General features: G+C 70.8%; 15 protein-coding genes. 8 read left to right on the top strand and 7 right to left on the bottom strand.

Going from position 1 to position 16267, the window contains the following annotated elements; all coding sequences use genetic code 11:
* Nucleotides 1-47: 47 nt before the first annotated feature.
* The 3 genes from BLT28_RS11370 (at nucleotide 48) to BLT28_RS11360 (ending at nucleotide 4119) form a co-directional block, all read left to right on the top strand.
* A complete protein-coding gene (locus BLT28_RS11370) occupies nucleotides 48-950 on the top strand; it encodes a phosphotransferase family protein (RefSeq protein WP_043813243.1) in 903 nt (300 codons plus the stop codon).
* A 599-nt stretch (nucleotides 951-1549) separates the two neighbouring features.
* Nucleotides 1550-3298, top strand: coding sequence for a serine/threonine-protein kinase (locus tag BLT28_RS11365; protein WP_156051438.1), 1749 nt, complete (start codon nucleotides 1550-1552; stop codon nucleotides 3296-3298).
* A complete protein-coding gene (locus BLT28_RS11360; protein WP_231950752.1) occupies nucleotides 3295-4119 on the top strand; it encodes an FHA domain-containing protein in 825 nt (274 codons plus the stop codon). The genes BLT28_RS11365 and BLT28_RS11360 overlap by 4 nt, the downstream gene beginning before the upstream one ends.
* A 389-nt stretch (nucleotides 4120-4508) precedes the next feature.
* On the opposite strand, the gene BLT28_RS11350 is transcribed toward BLT28_RS11360, so the two are convergent.
* Nucleotides 4509-5735 (bottom strand): serine hydrolase domain-containing protein, encoded by a 1227-nt coding sequence (locus BLT28_RS11350; RefSeq protein WP_030432115.1) that lies wholly within the window; start codon nucleotides 5733-5735, stop codon nucleotides 4509-4511.
* Between the two features lie 91 nt (nucleotides 5736-5826).
* Here BLT28_RS11350 and BLT28_RS11345 point away from each other — a divergent pair, with 91 nt between their 5' ends.
* The gene (locus BLT28_RS11345) at nucleotides 5827-6525 is read left to right on the top strand and encodes a class I SAM-dependent methyltransferase (RefSeq protein WP_030432116.1); all 699 of its coding nucleotides are present in this window, start codon (nucleotides 5827-5829) and stop codon (nucleotides 6523-6525) included.
* Nucleotides 6526-6634: 109 nt separating this feature from the next.
* Entirely contained in the window at nucleotides 6635-7075 is a 441-nt protein-coding gene (locus BLT28_RS11340) for a cupin domain-containing protein (protein WP_030432117.1), read from the top strand.
* Here BLT28_RS11340 and BLT28_RS11335 read toward each other — a convergent pair.
* From BLT28_RS11335 to BLT28_RS11325, 3 genes are read right to left on the bottom strand one after another with little or no spacing between them, the layout of a single operon-like run.
* Entirely contained in the window at nucleotides 7023-9422 is a 2400-nt protein-coding gene (locus BLT28_RS11335) for a bifunctional salicylyl-CoA 5-hydroxylase/oxidoreductase (protein WP_030432118.1), read from the bottom strand. The genes BLT28_RS11340 and BLT28_RS11335 overlap by 53 nt on opposite strands.
* Nucleotides 9419-11050 (bottom strand): AMP-binding protein, encoded by a 1632-nt coding sequence (locus BLT28_RS11330; RefSeq protein ID WP_030432119.1) that lies wholly within the window; start codon nucleotides 11048-11050, stop codon nucleotides 9419-9421. Before BLT28_RS11330 ends, BLT28_RS11335 begins: the two co-directional genes overlap by 4 nt.
* Nucleotides 11051-11075: 25 nt before the next feature.
* On the bottom strand, nucleotides 11076-11990 hold the full coding sequence (locus BLT28_RS11325) for an acyl-CoA thioesterase (RefSeq protein WP_030432120.1): 915 nt from the start codon (nucleotides 11988-11990) through the stop codon (nucleotides 11076-11078).
* Nucleotides 11991-12117: 127 nt separating this feature from the next.
* On the opposite strand from BLT28_RS11325, the gene BLT28_RS11320 reads away from it, so the two are divergent.
* On the top strand, nucleotides 12118-12537 hold the full coding sequence (locus BLT28_RS11320; RefSeq protein WP_030432121.1) for a RidA family protein: 420 nt from the start codon (nucleotides 12118-12120) through the stop codon (nucleotides 12535-12537).
* A 3-nt stretch (nucleotides 12538-12540) separates the two neighbouring features.
* Here BLT28_RS11320 and BLT28_RS11315 read toward each other — a convergent pair whose 3' ends face one another.
* From BLT28_RS11315 to BLT28_RS11305, 3 genes are read right to left on the bottom strand one after another with little or no spacing between them, the layout of a single operon-like run.
* Nucleotides 12541-13374 (bottom strand): PaaX family transcriptional regulator, encoded by an 834-nt coding sequence (locus tag BLT28_RS11315; RefSeq protein ID WP_030432122.1) that lies wholly within the window; start codon nucleotides 13372-13374, stop codon nucleotides 12541-12543.
* A gap of 14 nt (nucleotides 13375-13388) precedes the next feature.
* Nucleotides 13389-13994 (bottom strand): GNAT family N-acetyltransferase, encoded by a 606-nt coding sequence (locus BLT28_RS11310; protein ID WP_030432123.1) that lies wholly within the window; start codon nucleotides 13992-13994, stop codon nucleotides 13389-13391.
* Complete coding sequence (locus BLT28_RS11305; protein WP_030432124.1) at nucleotides 13991-14593, bottom strand: TetR/AcrR family transcriptional regulator; 603 nt, start codon at nucleotides 14591-14593, stop codon at nucleotides 13991-13993. Before BLT28_RS11305 ends, BLT28_RS11310 begins: the two co-directional genes overlap by 4 nt.
* 103 nt (nucleotides 14594-14696) lie before the next feature.
* On the opposite strand from BLT28_RS11305, the gene BLT28_RS11300 reads away from it, so the two are divergent.
* Together BLT28_RS11300 and BLT28_RS11295 are read left to right on the top strand one after the other, a co-directional pair.
* Nucleotides 14697-15662: a GNAT family N-acetyltransferase gene (locus BLT28_RS11300; RefSeq protein ID WP_030432125.1), complete on the top strand. Its 966-nt coding sequence runs from the start codon at nucleotides 14697-14699 to the stop codon at nucleotides 15660-15662.
* 3 nt (nucleotides 15663-15665) lie between these two features.
* The gene (locus BLT28_RS11295; protein WP_030432126.1) at nucleotides 15666-16229 is read left to right on the top strand and encodes an AAA family ATPase; all 564 of its coding nucleotides are present in this window, start codon (nucleotides 15666-15668) and stop codon (nucleotides 16227-16229) included.
* Nucleotides 16230-16267 lie beyond the last annotated feature (38 nt).

Below are 16267 nucleotides of genomic sequence, written 5' to 3'. Positions count from 1 at the left end.
GGGCCGGGCGGACGATCATCGCGGGCGGCTCGTCTAGGCTGGCCGCCATGACGGCGCCGCTGGCCCTGGCGGGCATCGACCCCGCCGACGTGGCCTTCCAGGAACAGCTGACCGACGGCTACTACAACACGCTCTTCCGGCTGGAGATGGTCGACGGGGAGCGGCAGGTGCTGAAGGTCGAGCCGTCCCCGGGCGAGCCGCGGCTGGACTACGAGATCGCCCTGCTCGCCACCGAGGAGATGTTCCTGCGCATCGCCGAGACCGGCGGCGTTCCGGTGCCGAGGGTGATCCGGGGCGGCGAGGGCTACCTGCTCATGGAGGAGGTCCCCGGGCAGACCTGGCACAGCCTGCGCGCGGAGCTGGGCGCGGCGGACCGGGACCGGCTCCGGGCCGAGCTGGGCCGGGTGGTCGCGGACCTGCACCGGCTGACCGGGCGGCGGTTCGGCTACCCGCAGCGCGGCCTGGCGAACACGTGGCGGGAGGCCTTCCTCGGCATGGTCGACGCGGTGCTGGCCGACGCGGCGCGCTTCGCCGTGCAGCTGCCGGAGATCCGGTCGCGGGTCGCCGCGGTGGCGCCGGTGCTCGACGACGTGGTCACCCCCGCGCTGGTGCACTTCGACCTGTGGCCGGGCAACGTCATGGTCGACGCGCCGCGCGGGACCATGCAGATCAGCGGGCTGATCGACGGCGAGCGCTCGTTCTGGGGCGATCCGCTGGCGGACATGGCCTCGCTGGCGCTGTTCGGCGACATCGAGCAGGACGAGGTGTTCCTCAACGGCTACCGCCAGGCGGGCGGGGTGCTGGTCTTCGACGACGCCATCCGCACCCGCATCGCGCTGTACCAGGTCTACCTCTACGCGATCATGCTCGTGGAGGCCGTGCCGAGGAAGCGCCCGGCGGCGGCGCCGACCCGCGAGGCGCTCGACCGCGCGCTGGCCGCGCTGGCCTGATCGGTTCCCGGCGGGAAGCCGGGCTGGGCGGACCCCCCGGACACCGCCCAGCCCGATGGCCTTGGCCGGCGACGCGGCGAACTCGTTGTTCTCGACGGTGGCGTGCTGGACGTCCTCGAACATCAACACCTGCGCGGCCTTGAGCGTCTCGCAGAAGGTGCCGCGGACGGTGAAGTGCGGACTGTGGCCCTTGCCGCTGCCCTCGCCCTCGTTCGGCCCCCCGCCTTCAGGCACATGTCGTCGATCTTCTGACAGCGGTTGCCCTCGATGAGGACGTGGTTGCTGCCGGGGGTGTTCGTCGCGCAGATCTGCGCGCAGTCGGCCGTCTTGCTGTGCACGGGGTCTCTCCTCAGTGGACGGTCGGCCCGGAGCGGCGGCCTTGTTGTCCACTGTGGACAGATGGAGGTCGCTTCTGGCATTTGCCGGAGTCTCCGCGAGCCGGTGCGACGATGGCCGCGACCGTCGCCACCAGCGGTGTCGTGAGCGGGGCCGCGGGATGCTGCCGGGTGGTCATGACAGCAAGGTAGAGAGGGGCCTCGGGAGGGCTCCCGAGATGCAGTACGGTGCCTCGCACACATCGCTTGACGGGGGAGACACCGGTGCGTTCGGGGACGCTCATCGCCGGCCGATATCGGCTCGCCGAGCCGATAGGCGCAGGTGGCATGGGCATGGTCTGGCGCGCCACCGACGAACGCGACGGTCGCCAGGTAGCGCTGAAGCAGGCGCTCAGCGAGGGCCGCACCGGTCGTGTGCTGCGCCGCGAGGCGGCGATCGCGGCCAAGCTCGACCACCCCAACATCGTCACCTTCCTCGGCGAGGTCCAGGACGGTGACGAGTGGTGGCTCGTCATGGAGTACGTGCCGTCGAGCAGTCTCGGCACGCTGATCCACGCCGAGGGCGCCATGGCCCCCGGGCGGGTCGCGCGGCTCGGCGTGCAGATCGCGGACGCGCTGGCCGCGGTGCACGCCGAGGGAGTGGTGCACCGGGACGTCAAGCCCAGCAACGTCCTCGTCGACACCGACGACGTGGTCAAGCTGACCGACTTCGGCATCTCCCGGGCGCTGAGCACCGAGACCACCTGGACGCACACCGGTCTGGTCGGCGGCACGCCCGCCTTCCTCGCCCCCGAGGTCGCCAACGGCGAGGAGCCCACGGCCGCCTCCGACGTCTTCTCGCTGGGCGCGACCCTGTTCACCGCCGTCGAGGGCCGTCAACCCTTCGGTGACGCCGAGAACCCGCTGGCACTGCTGCGCCGGGTCGCCACCGCTCCGATCCCGCTCGCCGACGACGCCGGGCCTCTGGCCCCCGTGCTCGCGCAGCTGATGCAGCGCGATCCGGCGGCCCGGCCAGACGCCTCGACCGCGCGCGGCCTGTTGCAGGACGTCGTCGACGGGCGCGACACCGGCCCGGCACGGTGGAAGCCCTGGGCGCTGGTCGCGGTCGCCGTGCTCGCGGCCGCCGTGACCGTGCCGATCCTCTGGCCCGGCAGGCCCGCGCTCGGGGCGGGTGACCAGCGCACCGCCGATCCGTGCGCGCTGATCGACATCGCCGCGCTCGGCCGGTTCGGCGCGACCGAGCTGGAGGAGGCGTACTCGGGATTCCCCCGCTGCGACGTGATCGTGCGCGGTGCTGGCGGCAGCTACGTGGACTTCCGGGTGGAGCTCAAGCCGTTGCGGGGGGCTCCGTCCGGGCGCGCGAGGCAGGTCGGGCCGATCACCGTGGTCGACGCGCGCGACAGGAGCGACCTGTGCGAGCGCCTGGTGGTGCTGCCGGACGACGTCGGGGTTCTGGTGACCGCCGACCACGACGACGGCCCGGTGCCATCGGATCTCTGCCTCATGGCCGACACCTCCGCCGACCACGTGGCGACCCTCGCCGGACAGGCCGAGCTGCCGCGCCGGAACGCGCCCTTCCCCGCGCGGTCGCTGGCTCGCACGGACGCGTGCCGGCTGGTGCCGGAGGAGGCGCTGGCGAAGGTGCCCGGCGTGGACCCGGCCACCCACCGGCCCGGTTTCGGGAACTGGTCGTGCACCTGGCGGAGCGCGACCAGGAACACGATCGTGACGCTGTACTTCGACCGGGGCAACAACTCGTTCAACGAACAGCGCGACGGCCGGTTCGCCTCCGTCGGCGGCTTCGCCACCTACACCGAGCCGGGCGGTGCTGGGGACGACGCGGGCTGCGACGTGCGGATCGTCGACCACACCTACTCGCTTCCCACCGGGAAGACGAAGGCGGAGACCGTGATGATCGCCGTCACCGGCGGGGGCGAGACCGCCGAGCGGCACTGCGCCGTCGCCACCGACCTGACCAAGGCGCTCGTTCCCGTGCTCGCGGCGAGAAGATGACGACGGAGGAAGTGATGTACGACGAGCAGGACAAGGACCTCGAGGTCCGGAGGCTGTCCTCCTCGCACGACAGCCTCGCCTTCGGGGTGTCCTCGGCCGCGCCGCCCGGCACGCTCTACGCGCTGGCCACCCTGGGCGGCGTCTCGGTGCGGCCGAAGGACGGGCGGACGATCCTGTTCGGCCGCAACCGCGAGGAGGTGCACGTCTGCGTCGGCGGGGACGACACCAAGGTCAGCCGCGTGCACGGGGAGCTGGTGTACCGGGAACGGCGGTGGGAGGTCGCCACCACGGGCAAGCTGCCGATCCGGCTGCCCGGCTCGCGGATGCTGTTCCGGGGCGAGGAGCCCATCCCGCTCGGCGACGGCTACACCCCGCTGTTCGTCCGCGGCTCCAGCGGTCGCGAGCACCTGCTGGAGATCTACGTCGTCGGGCCGGACGGGCAGCGACCGGTGTCCCGGCACCGCGACGTGACCCAGCCGCCGAAGACCTGGCGGCTCAGCTCGGCGGAGCGGCTGGCCCTGGTCGTGCTGGGCCAGCGCTACCTGCTGCACGAGGCGCGGCCGCAGCCGCTGGCCTGGCGGCAGGCCGCCGACCAGCTCGCCGAGCTGGCGCCGGACGACGGCTGGACCGCCAAGCGCGTCGAACACCTCGTCGTCGCCGTCCGCACGCGGCTGTCCCGGGGCGGCGTGCCCGGGCTCACCCGCGAGGAGGTCGGCGAGCCGGTGGGCAACTCGCTCAACGACAACCTGCTGCGCGAGTTGATGCTGTCGACGACGCTCGTGCCACCGGACCTCGCCCTGCTCGACGGCGACGACTTCTAGCCGAAGTCGACGGGCAGCGAGGTCAACCGGCTTCCCTGGATGCCGCCGAGGCTGACCTGCTCCAGCTCCGCGTACGGGACCGCGAGGCGCGTGCCGGAAGTCGTTGCGCCGCAACGAAAGCGTGGCCCGCAGTTCGAGCTGGGCGAGCTGCGCCCCGATGCGGAAGTGCGGTCCGGCGCCGAACGCGAGATCCGGTCCGCCTGGACTTCGGGCCCTTCAGTCAGCGGTTCGCGGAGGTGGCCGTGGGGCTTTCGGTGGGGGAGTTGACGAGGGCCGAGGAGCTTCTGGGGCGTTTGGCCGAGTTGTTGGATTCTGATTCTCCCTACGAGACGGAACTCGAACCCATCGCGGAACCCGCGCCCTTCCAGGGCATGGACGGATCGAACACTTCAGGCCGCGTCGAGGCAGGAACGCACGGCGTCGGCCAGGTTCGCCGCCCTCGGGTCGTCGGGGCGGTAGTTCCAGAGGTTGGTGACGTAGCCGAAACCGACCTCGGCGTCGGGGTCTCCGAACGCGATGGACCCGCCGGAGCCCGGGTGGCCGAAGGATCCCGGCCCTGCCAACGGCAGGAGCGGGCAGGCCCGCATGAATCCGAGGGACATGTGGAAGGAGCGCTCAGCGGGGATGTCCAAGCCCGGTGGCAGTCCGTACATCGGAGTCTTGTCGGTCTGCACGGCGGTCATCGCCTCGACGGTGGCCGGGGCGAGCAGGCGGACTCCGTCCACCTCGCTGACGGTGGCGGCGTACATGCGGGCCAACGACCGCGCGTCCGCGACCATGTTCGCGGCCGGGAACTCCGCCGCGCGCCAGGCGCGGGTGCGGAAGTAGCCGGAGGCGGGGTCGGTGGCGCCTCCGAGCGAACCGGCGTGCATCTGGACCGCGTCGGGGCTCCACATGGATCGGACCCACGCGGTGACTGTGCCGGTATCCAGTCCGGTTGCCGAGGCCAGCCCGGCGATCAGCTCCTCCAAGGTGAACGGAGCGGCGTCCTCGAACTCGGCGACCTGGGGCTCTTCGTCCTCGGGCAGTCCGATCCAGGCGCGCAGCCCGAGCGGGGCGGCCACCTCGTCGGCGAAGAACCTGCCGAGGGACCTGCCGGAGATCCGGCGCACGACCTCGCCGACCAGGAACCCGTACGTCATGGCGTGGTAGACGTGCGCGGTTCCCGGCTGCCACAACGGTTTCTGCGCTTCGAGTGCGCGGATGACGGGGTCCCAGGCGCACGCCTGCTCGAAGGTGAGCGGTCCGTCGACGATGGGCAGACCGGCCTGGTGCGACAGCAGCCAGCGCACGGGGATCTCGTCCTTGCCCGCGGCTCCGAACTCCGGCCAGTACTGGACAACCGGGGCGTCCAGATCGAGTTCACCGCGCTGTGCGAGCAGATGGGCGCAGATCGCGGTGGCGCCCTTCGTCGTGGACGCGACCTGAACGATGGTGTTGTCGCGCCACGGCCGCTTCGCCACGTGATCGGCGAGGCCGCCCCACAGGTCGATCACGGGGCGCCCGCCCACGTAGACGCTGCACGCCGCGCCGATCTCGCCGGGACTGCCCGTGAAGTTCGCGCGGAACGCGTCCGCGACCTTTCCCCAACCCTGCTCGACGTGTCCTCGCACCACGCTGCGCCCCTCCCGGCTACCTAGTCTCACTGACTAGCACTACACAGTAGCACTGAATAGTGGTCGGGCCGGTTGTGCCAGAGTGGACGGCATGTCAGTGATCAACGACTACGACACCTTCGGCGAGGACTACGCGGCCGAGACCGAGAACAGCCTGATCAACGCGTACTACACGCGGCCGGCGATCGTGGACCTGGCCGGGGACGTGGCCGGGCGGCACGTCCTCGACGCCGGGTGCGGCTCGGGTCCGCTGTTCGAGTCGCTGCGCGAGCGCGGCGCCATCGTGACCGGCTTCGACTCCAGCGCGACGATGGTGGAGCTGGCCCGGCGGCGGCTCGGCGAGGACGCGGCGTTGCAGGTCGCCGACATCAGCCGTCCGCTGCCGTACCCCGACAGCGCCTTCGACGACGTCATCGTGTCCCTGGTGCTGCACTACCTGGAGGACTGGAGCGCGCCGCTGGCCGAGCTGCGGCGGGTGCTCAAGCCCGGTGGCCGGCTGATCCTGGCGGTGAACCACCCGATCCTGTACAAGATGATCAATCCCGAGTCCCCCTACTTCTCGACCTTCCAGTGGACCGAGGAGCACACCTTCAACGGCCGGAAGGCTGCCCTCACGTACTGGCACCGGCCACTGCACGCGATGACCGACGCCTTCACCGCGGCGGGCTTCCGGACGGCCGTGATCAGCGAACCGCCCGTCGCGCCGGGCGCTCACGAGCTGTTCGCCGAGGAGCTGGCGGGCAGGTCTGCCTTCCTGTGCTTCCTGTTCTTCGTCCTGGAGGCCGTCTGACCGTGCCGGACCCGGGGGACGCGGGCCTTGTCCGCCACTGGGCATCATGTTTCGATGACGACAGTCGAAAACGCGCTATAGGTGTCCCCTCGGAGGAAGGCAGCACGCCATGACCGCCGACCAGCTCGACCTCACCGCTGTCCCCGTGGTCACCCGCCGCGGGCAGGAGCACACCGACACCGGCCAGTCCGGGGGCGCCGTCCGGGTTTCCGGGGTGTCCCCGCAGCACACGCCCGCGACGAGGATCTGGTTCGGCAAGGTGAGCAACGAACCCGGCTACCGGTCCCTGCCGCACCACCACGGCGAAGCGGAGACCGGTGGCTACGTGCTCACCGGAACGGCGCGCATCTACTTCGGCGAGAACTACGAGCAGTACGTCGACATGTCCGAGGGCGACTTCGTGTTCGTCCCGCCGTACATGCCGCACGTCGAAGCGAACATGAGCACCACGGAAGAACTGGTGTGGCTGACCTGTCGCACCCCGGACAACATCGTCGTCAACCTCCCCGAGGTCGATGACTCCACGCTGGCCGGGTACCGGAGGGCGTGACGGGTTTCCAGCGCACGTGGACCTGAGGCTCGCCCCCGCCGTCCTGCAGCAGTGACAGGCGGGGGCGCACCGCGTCGGTCCGCGCGGTGGGCGGCTTCCGGCTGCCGGCCTGGAACTGCGCCGGCCAGTCCGCGGCGGGACCCCGGTACTCCTGCTCGGCGGCCGCGTGCAGTGTCCACTGTGGATCGTAGAGGTGGGTGCGGCCGAGGGCGCACAGATCGGCCCTGCCCGCCAGCAGGATCGAGTTCACGTCGTCGTGGGAGGCGATGGCGCCGACCGCGATCACCGCGGCACCGGCCGCCGCCGCGACCTCGTGCCGAATCCGGTCGGCGAACGGTGTCTGGTACGAGCGTCCGTACGCCGGGCGCTCGTCCTTGGTGACCTGTCCCGAGGACACGTCGATGGCATCCGCTCCGTGGGCGACGAAGGCCCGCGCGATCTCCACGGCATCGTGCTCGGTGTTGCCGTCCGGAGCCCAGTCGGTCGCCGAGATGCGCACGATCATCGGCCGCTCCGCGGGCCACGCGGCGCGCACCGCGTCGAAGACCTCAAGGGGAAACCGGAGCCGGTTCTCCAACGACCCGCCGTAGGCGTCGGTGCGCCGGTTCGCGATCGGCGAGAGGAAGGACGACAGCAGGTAGCCGTGCGCGCAATGCAGTTCGAGCAGATCGAACCCGGCGTCGGCGCCACGACGAGCTGCCTCGACGAAGTCGGCGACGATCCGGTCCATGTCGGCGCGCGTGGCCTCGCGCGGGACCGCCGAACCGGCTCCGTAGGGCAGGGGAGACGGGCCGATGATCTCCCAGTTCCCCTCGGGCAGGGGATCGTCCATGCCCTGCCACATGAGCCGGGTGGAGCCCTTCCGGCCGGAATGCCCGAGCTGCAGCCCGATCCGCGCGGAGCTGCGCTCGTGGACGAAGGACACGATCCGCGCCCACGAGTCGCGCTGCTCGTCGGTCCACAATCCCGTGCAGCCGGGGGTGATGCGGCCCTCGGGGGAGACGCAGACCATCTCCGTCATCACCAGCCCGGCGCCACCCATCGCCTTGGAGCCCAGGTGGACCAGGTGGAAGTCGCCGGGCACGCCCTCCTCGGCGGAGTACATGTCCATCGCGGACACCACGACCCGGTTCTTCAGCTCCATCCCGCCGAGCCGGAACGGCTGGAACATCGCCGGGACGACCTCGTCGAAGCCCTGGGCCGCGGCGAACGCGGAGTCGACGCGGTCGGCGAACTCGGCGTCGCGGGTGCGCAGGTTCGTGTAGGTGATCCGGCGCGACCGCGTGAGCAGGTTGAAGCAGAACTGCGTCGGCTCCTGGTGGACGTACATGCCGATGTTCTCGAACCACTCCAAGGAAGCCTGGGCCGCGCGCTGAGTGGATTCGACGACCGGGCGCCGCTCGGCCTCGTAGGCGCTCAACGCCGACTCGATGTCCGGGTGCTCGTGCAGGCAGGCCGCGAGGGCGAGCGAGTCCTCCATCGCCAGCTTGGTCCCGGAGCCGATCGAGAAGTGCGCGGTGTGCGCGGCGTCGCCGACGAGGACGAGGTTCTCGTGCCGCCACCGCTCGTTGCGCACGGTGGTGAAGTTGAGCCACTTGGAGTTGTTGGCGCGCAGGCGATGTCCCGCCAGGTCCTCGGCGAACAGCTCCTGGAGCCGGTCGATCGCGCGCTCGTCGGAGCCGCCGGGCGGGAGCGTGGTGTCCTCGAAGCCCGCCCGGCGCCAGACGTCCTCGTGCATCTCGACGATGAACGTGGACCCGGTGTCGGAGTACGGATAGGCGTGGGCCTGCATGGTTCCCCACGGCGTCTGCTTGATGAAGAACTGGAAGGCCTCGAACACCAGGTCCGTGCCGAGCCACATGTACTTGCTGTGCCTGCGATCCAGCGTCGGCCGGAAGACCTCCGCGTGGGCGGTGCGGATCGCGGAGTTCAGCCCGTCCGCGCCGACCACGAGGTCGTGCGAGCGGCGGAGGTCGTCGACATCCGGGCCGGGGGCCGAGAAGTGCGTGCTGACGCCGAGGTCCCGGCAGCGTCGCTGGAGCAGGTGGAGCAACTCCTTGCGGCTCATCGCGGCGAAACCCTGGCCGCCCACCGTGTGCGTCTGCCCGCGGAAGTGGATGTCGATGTCCGTCCAGCGCGCGAACCGGCTGGCCATCGCCTCGGCGAAGACGGTGTCCGCGTTCTCGATCCCACCGAGGGTTTCGTCGGAGAACACCACGCCGAAGCCGAAGGTGTCGTCGGGCGCGTTGCGTTCCCAGACGGTGATCTCGTGCGCCGGGTCGAGGTGTTTCGTCAGCGCGGCGAAGTAGAGCCCGCCGGGGCCCCCGCCGACGATCGCGATCTTCAACGACCTTCCCCCCGCTCGTCTGTGATGATCTTGCGCAGCGCGAAGTGCTGCACCTTGCCGCTGGCGTTGCGGGGTAAGCGCTCGCGGAACCGCACCACGCGCGGGTACTTGTAGGGAGCCAGGATCTGCTTGACGTGGTCCTGGATCTCCTTGGCCTTCACGCCATCGCCGACGACTCCCGCGCGGAGCACGACGAAGGCACACACCACCGAACCGCGCTCCGGGTCCGGCTTGCCGACGACCGCGACCTCGACCACGTCGGGATGCGTCTCCACGGCCGCCTCCACCTCGGGGCCGCCGATGTTGTAACCGGAGGAGACGATCATGCCGTCGGTGCGCGCCTGGAAGAAGAAGTAGCCGTCCTCGTCCCTGGTGAACACGTCGCCGGTGACGTTCCACCCGTCGACGACGTAGTTCTTCTGGCGCTCGTCGTCCAGGTAGCGGCAGCCGACGGGACCGATGACGCCGAGCTGTCCCGCCTCGCCCGCTCCGACCTCGCCGCCGTCCGGCCCGAGCACGGCCGCCCGGTAGCCCGGGACAGGTTTCCCAGTGGCACCGGGGCGGATCTCGTCGCCTGCCGCGGAGATGAAGATGTGCAGCAGTTCCGTGGCACCGATCCCGTTGATGATCCTGATGCCGAGCCGGTCCCGGAACTGCTCCCAGGTGCGCCGCGGGATGTGTTCGCCCGCCGACACCGCGAGGCGCAGACCCGCGAGCTTCTTGTCCCGCCCTTCGCGCAGGATCGCCTTGTACGCGGTGGGAGCGGTCGCGAGGGCGGTGACGCCCTCCTGGTGAACGATGTCCGCGAGCTGCGCCGGGGTGACCTTCTCGGTCAGCAGGGCACAAGCACCCGCGCGCAGCGGGAAGACGACGAGCATGCCGAGACCGAAGGTGAAGGCGAACGGCGCGGAGCAGGCGACCACATCGTCCGGCGTCAGCCTCAGCACGTGACGGCCAAATGTGTTGTCTATGGAGAGGATGTCGCGGTGGAAGTGCATCGTGATCTTCGGAACGCCGGTGCTGCCGGAGGTCGGGCCGAGCAGCGCCACGTCGTCCGCGGCGGTCCGCACATCCGTGAACTCGCCCGATTTCCCGCTGGCACGGGCAATCAGGTCGTCGGACTCCACGACCGCGAGTGACGGCATCGCGGCGTCCCGCACGACGTGCACGTCCTGGGCGCACCGGGAGTCGGCCAGCGCGATCGACGGCAGCGTCCGCTCGACGATCGGGGTGAGTTCGCGGGCGCGCAGTGCGGCCATCGTCGTGACGGCGACGCCTCCCGCCTTGAGCAATCCGAGCCACGCGGCCACGGTCCACGGAGTGTTGGGTGAGTGGAGCATGACGCGTTGCCCTGGTACGAGGCCGAGATCCTCGGTCAGCACCTGCGCGACCTGGTTCGCCCGCGTGCGCAGCTCGCCGTAGGACCAGGACTCTCCGCCCGGTGTCCGCAGCGCGGGCCGGTCCGCACCGAATCCCGCGATCGCGGTGTCGATCAGTTCGGTCGCCGCGTTGAGCCGGTCCGGGTAGCGCAGTTCGGGAGTGGTGAACTCGACGACCGGCCACAGGGACTCGTGCGGCAGGTGGTCTCGGGTGAAGGTGTCCACGTGCGCTGAGGGCGAGAGAGGCAATGGAGGAGTCCTTCCGGGAGCCGGGTCAGGACACGCGGATCATTCCCTCCTGGACGACCGTGCCCAGGTGGCGGTGATCGCGGGTGAAGAAGCGCCCGGTGCTCACGCCACGGCCGGCGTCGGCGGCGACCGCGTTCTGGACGTAGAGGAGCCAGTCGCCGACCGGCTCCGGACGGTGGAACCACATGGCGTGGTCGAGACTCGCGGTGACCAGGCCGGGCTCGGCCCAGGCCAGGCCGAGCACCCGGAGCACGGGTTCGAGGATCGTGTAGTCGCAGACGTAGGTCAGCGCGGCGAGGTCGCGCTGCGCGTCGCTGAGCCCGTCGACGGGGCGGAGCGCGTCGAAGGGCTTCACCCACACCGCCTGGTGCGGAGCCCGCTCGCCCTCGACGGTGAGGTAGACCGGCCCGGGCACGTGCCGCATGTCGAAGCCGCGGCCGCCCGACCAGTAGGCCTTGGACTTCTCGGTCATGGTGCCGCCGCTGCGGTCGGCGAGGTAGGCGGCCGAACTGGGCAGGTCCTCGGGATCGGCAACCGCTTCGGTGAGCTCGGACCGGAAGGTCCCGCCCGGCTCGCCGGCCGCGAAGTTGGCCAGGCAGACGTAGACCGGCTTCCCGTTCTGGTAGCCGCGCACCTGCCTGGTGCTGTAGCCGCGCCCGTTCCGCAGCAGCTCGACCTCGTAGCGCACCGGCGCTCCGATGTCGGCGGGCCGGAGGAAGTAGCTGTGCATCGAGTGCATGGTCTTGCCGTCGTCCACCGACCGCATCGCCGCCGCCGCGGCCGCGGCGACCAGGTCACCCCCGTACGCCTTGGGCCAGGGGCAGGGCTGCGTCGTGGCGGTGAAGGCGAGGTCGAAGTGCTCGGGCTCCGCGGGCGTCAGCGTGACCGCCGCGGTGAAGATCGCGGAGGTCGGGGGTGACGTGCTGGGGTCGGGCTCCACGAGGTCGCTCCGTTCCGGTCGGCAGCTATATCGCATTGTTCACGGCCGTCAGATAAAGTCAATAACGACCGAGGTCGACAACGACGACGGTGCCGCGGACGGCCCGTCCGACCTGGCTGGAGGCCGGATGACCCCGATCGCCGTGAACCCGAGCGCGCTTGCGGCCCCTCGCGGCTACTCGCACGGGACGCTGGTGGGCAACACGCTGCACCTCGGCGGGCAGACCGCGCTCGACGAGGAGATGCGGATCGTGCCGGGCGGCATCGTCGAGCAGTTCCGCCAGGCGTTCGGCAACGTGCTGACCACGCTGCGGGAGGTGGGCGGTGAACCGCAGGACCTGGTGAGCGTGACCATCTACCTCACCGACATCCCCGACTACCAGGCGCACGGCAAGGAGATCGGCCGGGTCTGGCGCGAGCTCGCCGGGCCGGTCTACCCGGCGATGGCCGGGATCGGGTGCACCGCGCTGTGGCAGCCCGATGCCATGATCGAGATCCTGGGTGTCGCGGTGATCCCCGACCACCGGCTCCGGGTTCCGGGCTCCTGAGAGCTACTGCGCGCGCTTTCCGTCGACCACCTTCAGCGCGTGCTTTTCCGCCAGCGGAGCCAAGATCGCGTTCAGGTCGGCGAACAGCTCGCCCGCGGTGACGCCGTTCCAGCCCTCGGGCAGCACCGACAGGGGGAGCCCCGGATCGCGGTAGGGCAGCTGCCGCCAGTGGGTGAGCATCGGGACGTAGAGCTGGAACGCCTCCTGCGGCGCCGTGCCACCGTCGGACACCCGGCGCCGGACGGGCGCGTAGCGGTGCAGGAACTCGGAGTACAGGCGGCTCAGCTCGTCCAGATCCCACCACCGGCGCACCTTCGCGCGGACGTCACCGAAGGCGAAGTGCCGGCTGGTGAAGACGTCCACGTACTCCGTCAACTCCTGGCGCCGCAAGGTGTCCCGTGCCGCTCGCGCCAGGTTCGCCGGGGCGATCCACACGCCGGGCGCGGCGGTGCCGAACCCCAGCCGGGTGAGGCCGGACCGCAGCGCGTGCCGCTTCTCGCGCTCGGACTCGGGCACCGAGAACACGACCAGCGCCCACCCGTCCTCCTCCGTCGCCCGGGCGCGCTCGAAGATCCGGACGTCGCCCTCGGCCAGGATCTCCAGTGTCGGCGGGGACAGCGCGTACCCCGCGACCGAGGACCGGCGTTCGCTGTCGAGCACACCGCGGCGCTTCAGCCGGGAGATCGAGGAGCGCGCGGCCTGGCCCTCGATCCCCAGGTCCGCCATCAGCGCCACCACGGCGGCGACGGAGAGCCAGTTGCCCTCTGCGCGCGCGTACAGGCCGAAGATCGTGATGATCAGCTGGGCGAGGCGGCTGTCCCGGGGCTCTGCCGTCATGGCAGCACCCTACGTCAGCGATCTTGGCGGTCCGCGACGTCGAGGCGCATGGACACGTACGCGTCGAAACCCGCCCGCGCGGCGTGCTTCTGCGGCCGCCGCCGGTACTCGGTGAAGCCGAGCTTGCGGTAGAGCCCGAGCGCGGCCTCGTTGGTGTCCTTGATCTCCTCCAGCACGAAGGCGCGGAAGCCCGGCGTCGCGATGAGGTGTCGCAACAGCACGGTCCCCAGGCCGCGTCGCTGGTAGCCGGGAGCTGTGGTGACGAAGCCGATCTCGCCGACGCCTTCGGTCACGCCGTCGGAGACGGCCATGAACTGCTTGCGCACCACGAAGTAGCAGATGGTTCCGCGCAGCAGCCCCAGGTGCTCGCGCATCGGGCCCCACTTCGGCGCGAAGCACTGCTCGGTCCCGGTTGTGAGCGTGGCGATCGCCGCGGGCTCGCCGTCGACGCAGACCACGTGGAACCGGTCGAGCAGCAGCATGTGGGCGAACGCGTCGGCCAGCACGCCGGGGTCCTTGGAGAAGTAGGAGAAGTCCTCGGCGAAGCCGCGCGCGAACACGTCGGCGACGCGTCCCCGGGCGCCCTCGCCGAGTTCGTCGGCTCGCACCACCGTGATCATCGGTCGCCTCCGTCCAGCAGTCGCAGCACCATCTCGGCCGAGGGCACGGCCGCGGGACCCGACGCCATGCGCATCGTCACGGCCCCGGACAGCAAGCACAGGAGCACCGCGACCACGGACGCGGTGTCGCCGATCGGGAAGCGCCCGTCCCGCCGCGCCCGCGAGACCGCCGTCTCCAGCGCCTGTCGGAAAGCGTTGTGACTGGCCAGCAGACGTTCACGCGCACCGACGGGTTCGTCGCTGAGGAACGCCTGGTTGGCCACCACGGAGAACTCGGCGGCGCCGTCCACGTCGGCGACCCCGCCCAGGTAGCGCTCCAGGAACCGGGCGAGGGCCGCGTAGCCGTCCTCGCTCTCGCCGAGTTCGCGCGCGGTCTCCTCCAGTCCGGTGGCCGCGCGGCTGAGCACGTCGGTGAACAGGTCGTCCTTCGTGGCGTAGTGCCGGTAGATGAGCCCGACGCTGACCCCGGCCTCGTTCGCGACGTCGCGCATGCTCGTGGCCGCGTAGCCGCGCCGGGCGAAGATCCGCACCGCGTGCGCGAACACGGTCTCTCGGCTCGCGCTGCGCAGCGCCTCGTTCTGTGCGGCCGTTCTCGGCACGCCGCCTCCAGGTTTTTTGGATGAACTTTCGTTCACTCTACAGTAGACGGCGGGACCGTGAAACCGCGCGACAGCCGGGCGGCCGGGAACTACCGTCGCCCGCATGGACGCAGCGCTCACGTGGCGGCCCCTCACCGTCGAGGACGCCAAGGTCTCCGCCGACCTCCTCAACGCCATCGAGACCGTTGACCGGATCGGCGAGAACTACCGCGAGGAGGACACCCTCCAGGAGCTGGTCGACCCCTACGCCGACCTGGAGCGCGGCAGCCTCGCCGCCTTCGAGGGCGACGAGATGGTCGGCTACATGAAGCTCCGCTACAAGCCGGCCGCGGAGGAGGTCCACCGCGTCTTCCTCGACGGCGGGGTGCATCCCGACCACCGCCGCCGGGGCATCGGCACCGCGCTCGTGCGGGCCGGGGTCGCCGGGGCGAAGGCGCTGCACGCGCTGCACCACCCGGCGCTGGAACTCGCCGTCGACGTCCACAAGTGCGAGCACATCGCGGGCGTCGCCGAACTCCTGCGCTCCCAAGGCTTCTCGCCGGTCCGCTACTTCCAGCGGATGGAGCACCCGCTCGGAGCGGCGCTCGGTACCGCGCCGATCCCGGACGGTCTGCGGATCGAGCCGTGGTCGGAGGGCACCGACGAGGACTTCCGGCTGGTCCGGAACGAGTCGTTCAAGGACTACTGGAGCGCGGCGCCGATGCCGGCGGACGGCTGGAAGAACAAGATCACCAACCAGACGTTCCGGCCCGAGACCAGCTTCCTGCTCCGGGACGTGGCCACCGGTGCTCCGGCGGGCATCCTGGTGACCATGCACTGGGAGGCCGACGCGGCGGCCACCGGCGTCCGCGACGCGCACTTCATGGTGATCGGCACGCTCCGGGAGTACCGCGGGCGCGGCGTCGCGAGCGCGCTGATCTCGCACGCGCTGCGGACTGCCGCCGACCAGGGCTACGACAGCGCGAGCCTGAGCGTGGACTCGGCGAACCCCTCCGGAGGGACCGGGATCTTCGAGAAGGCCGGCTTCACGCGGAAGGTGCGGTACGTGCGCTGGGCGCTGGAGGTCTAGCGCATGGCGCGTCTGATCCACCTGAACGGTCCCTCCGGTGTCGGGAAGTCGACGTGCGCTCAGACCTACGCCGACCGGCATCCGGGCGTGCTCAACCTGGACACAGATCAGGTCGTCAGCCTGATCGGCGGGTGGCAGGACGACTTCTGGGAGGCGCTGAAGGCCGGACGGCGGCTGGCGATCGGCATGGCGGAGACGCACCTGCGCGCCGGGCACGACGTCGTGATGCCGCAGCTGACGACCACGGTCGAGGAGATCGAGGGGTTCCAGGCCGCCGCCGGGCGCGCCGGTGCGGAGTACCACGAGATCGTGCTCATGGCCGGAAAACGCCAGACGATCGACCGCTTCACGGCTCGCACGGCGGACAGCGCGGAGGATCGGCACCGCCACCTCGCGGACATCATCGCGCGGGGCGGCGGACCCGCCTTGCTGGAGCGGGTTCACGACCACCTGACCGCCTACGTCCGGACCCGGCCGGAGTGCGTGGTGGTGCGGACCGACGAATGCGGACCGGACCAGACCTACGACGCCGTCGTCGCCGCGCTGGCGCGGCTTCGCGGTGAGTAGTTGCGCGGATGATCGCCGGGCCCGGCGATGACAGGGTC

It is taken from the genome of Allokutzneria albata, from assembly GCF_900103775.1.
GTDB lineage: Bacteria > Actinomycetota > Actinomycetes > Mycobacteriales > Pseudonocardiaceae > Allokutzneria > Allokutzneria albata.
This window is presented reverse-complemented; position numbering and strand designations above follow the sequence as displayed.

Bases quoted from the DNA above. Each gene is read 5' to 3' on its own strand.
- BLT28_RS11360 (WP_231950752.1), top strand. From the start codon at position 3,295: ATGACGACGGAGGAAGTGATGTACGACGAGCAGGACAAGGACCTCGAG.
- BLT28_RS11370 (WP_043813243.1), top strand. From the start codon at position 48: ATGACGGCGCCGCTGGCCCTGGCGGGCATCGACCCCGCCGACGTGGCC.
- BLT28_RS11295 (WP_030432126.1), top strand. From the start codon at position 15,666: ATGGCGCGTCTGATCCACCTGAACGGTCCCTCCGGTGTCGGGAAGTCG.
- BLT28_RS11320 (WP_030432121.1), top strand. From the start codon at position 12,118: ATGACCCCGATCGCCGTGAACCCGAGCGCGCTTGCGGCCCCTCGCGGC.
- BLT28_RS11300 (WP_030432125.1), top strand. From the start codon at position 14,697: ATGGACGCAGCGCTCACGTGGCGGCCCCTCACCGTCGAGGACGCCAAG.
- BLT28_RS11310 (WP_030432123.1), bottom strand. From the start codon at position 13,994: ATGATCACGGTGGTGCGAGCCGACGAACTCGGCGAGGGCGCCCGGGGA.
- BLT28_RS11340 (WP_030432117.1), top strand. From the start codon at position 6,635: ATGACCGCCGACCAGCTCGACCTCACCGCTGTCCCCGTGGTCACCCGC.
- BLT28_RS11315 (WP_030432122.1), bottom strand. From the start codon at position 13,374: ATGACGGCAGAGCCCCGGGACAGCCGCCTCGCCCAGCTGATCATCACG.
- BLT28_RS11345 (WP_030432116.1), top strand. From the start codon at position 5,827: ATGTCAGTGATCAACGACTACGACACCTTCGGCGAGGACTACGCGGCC.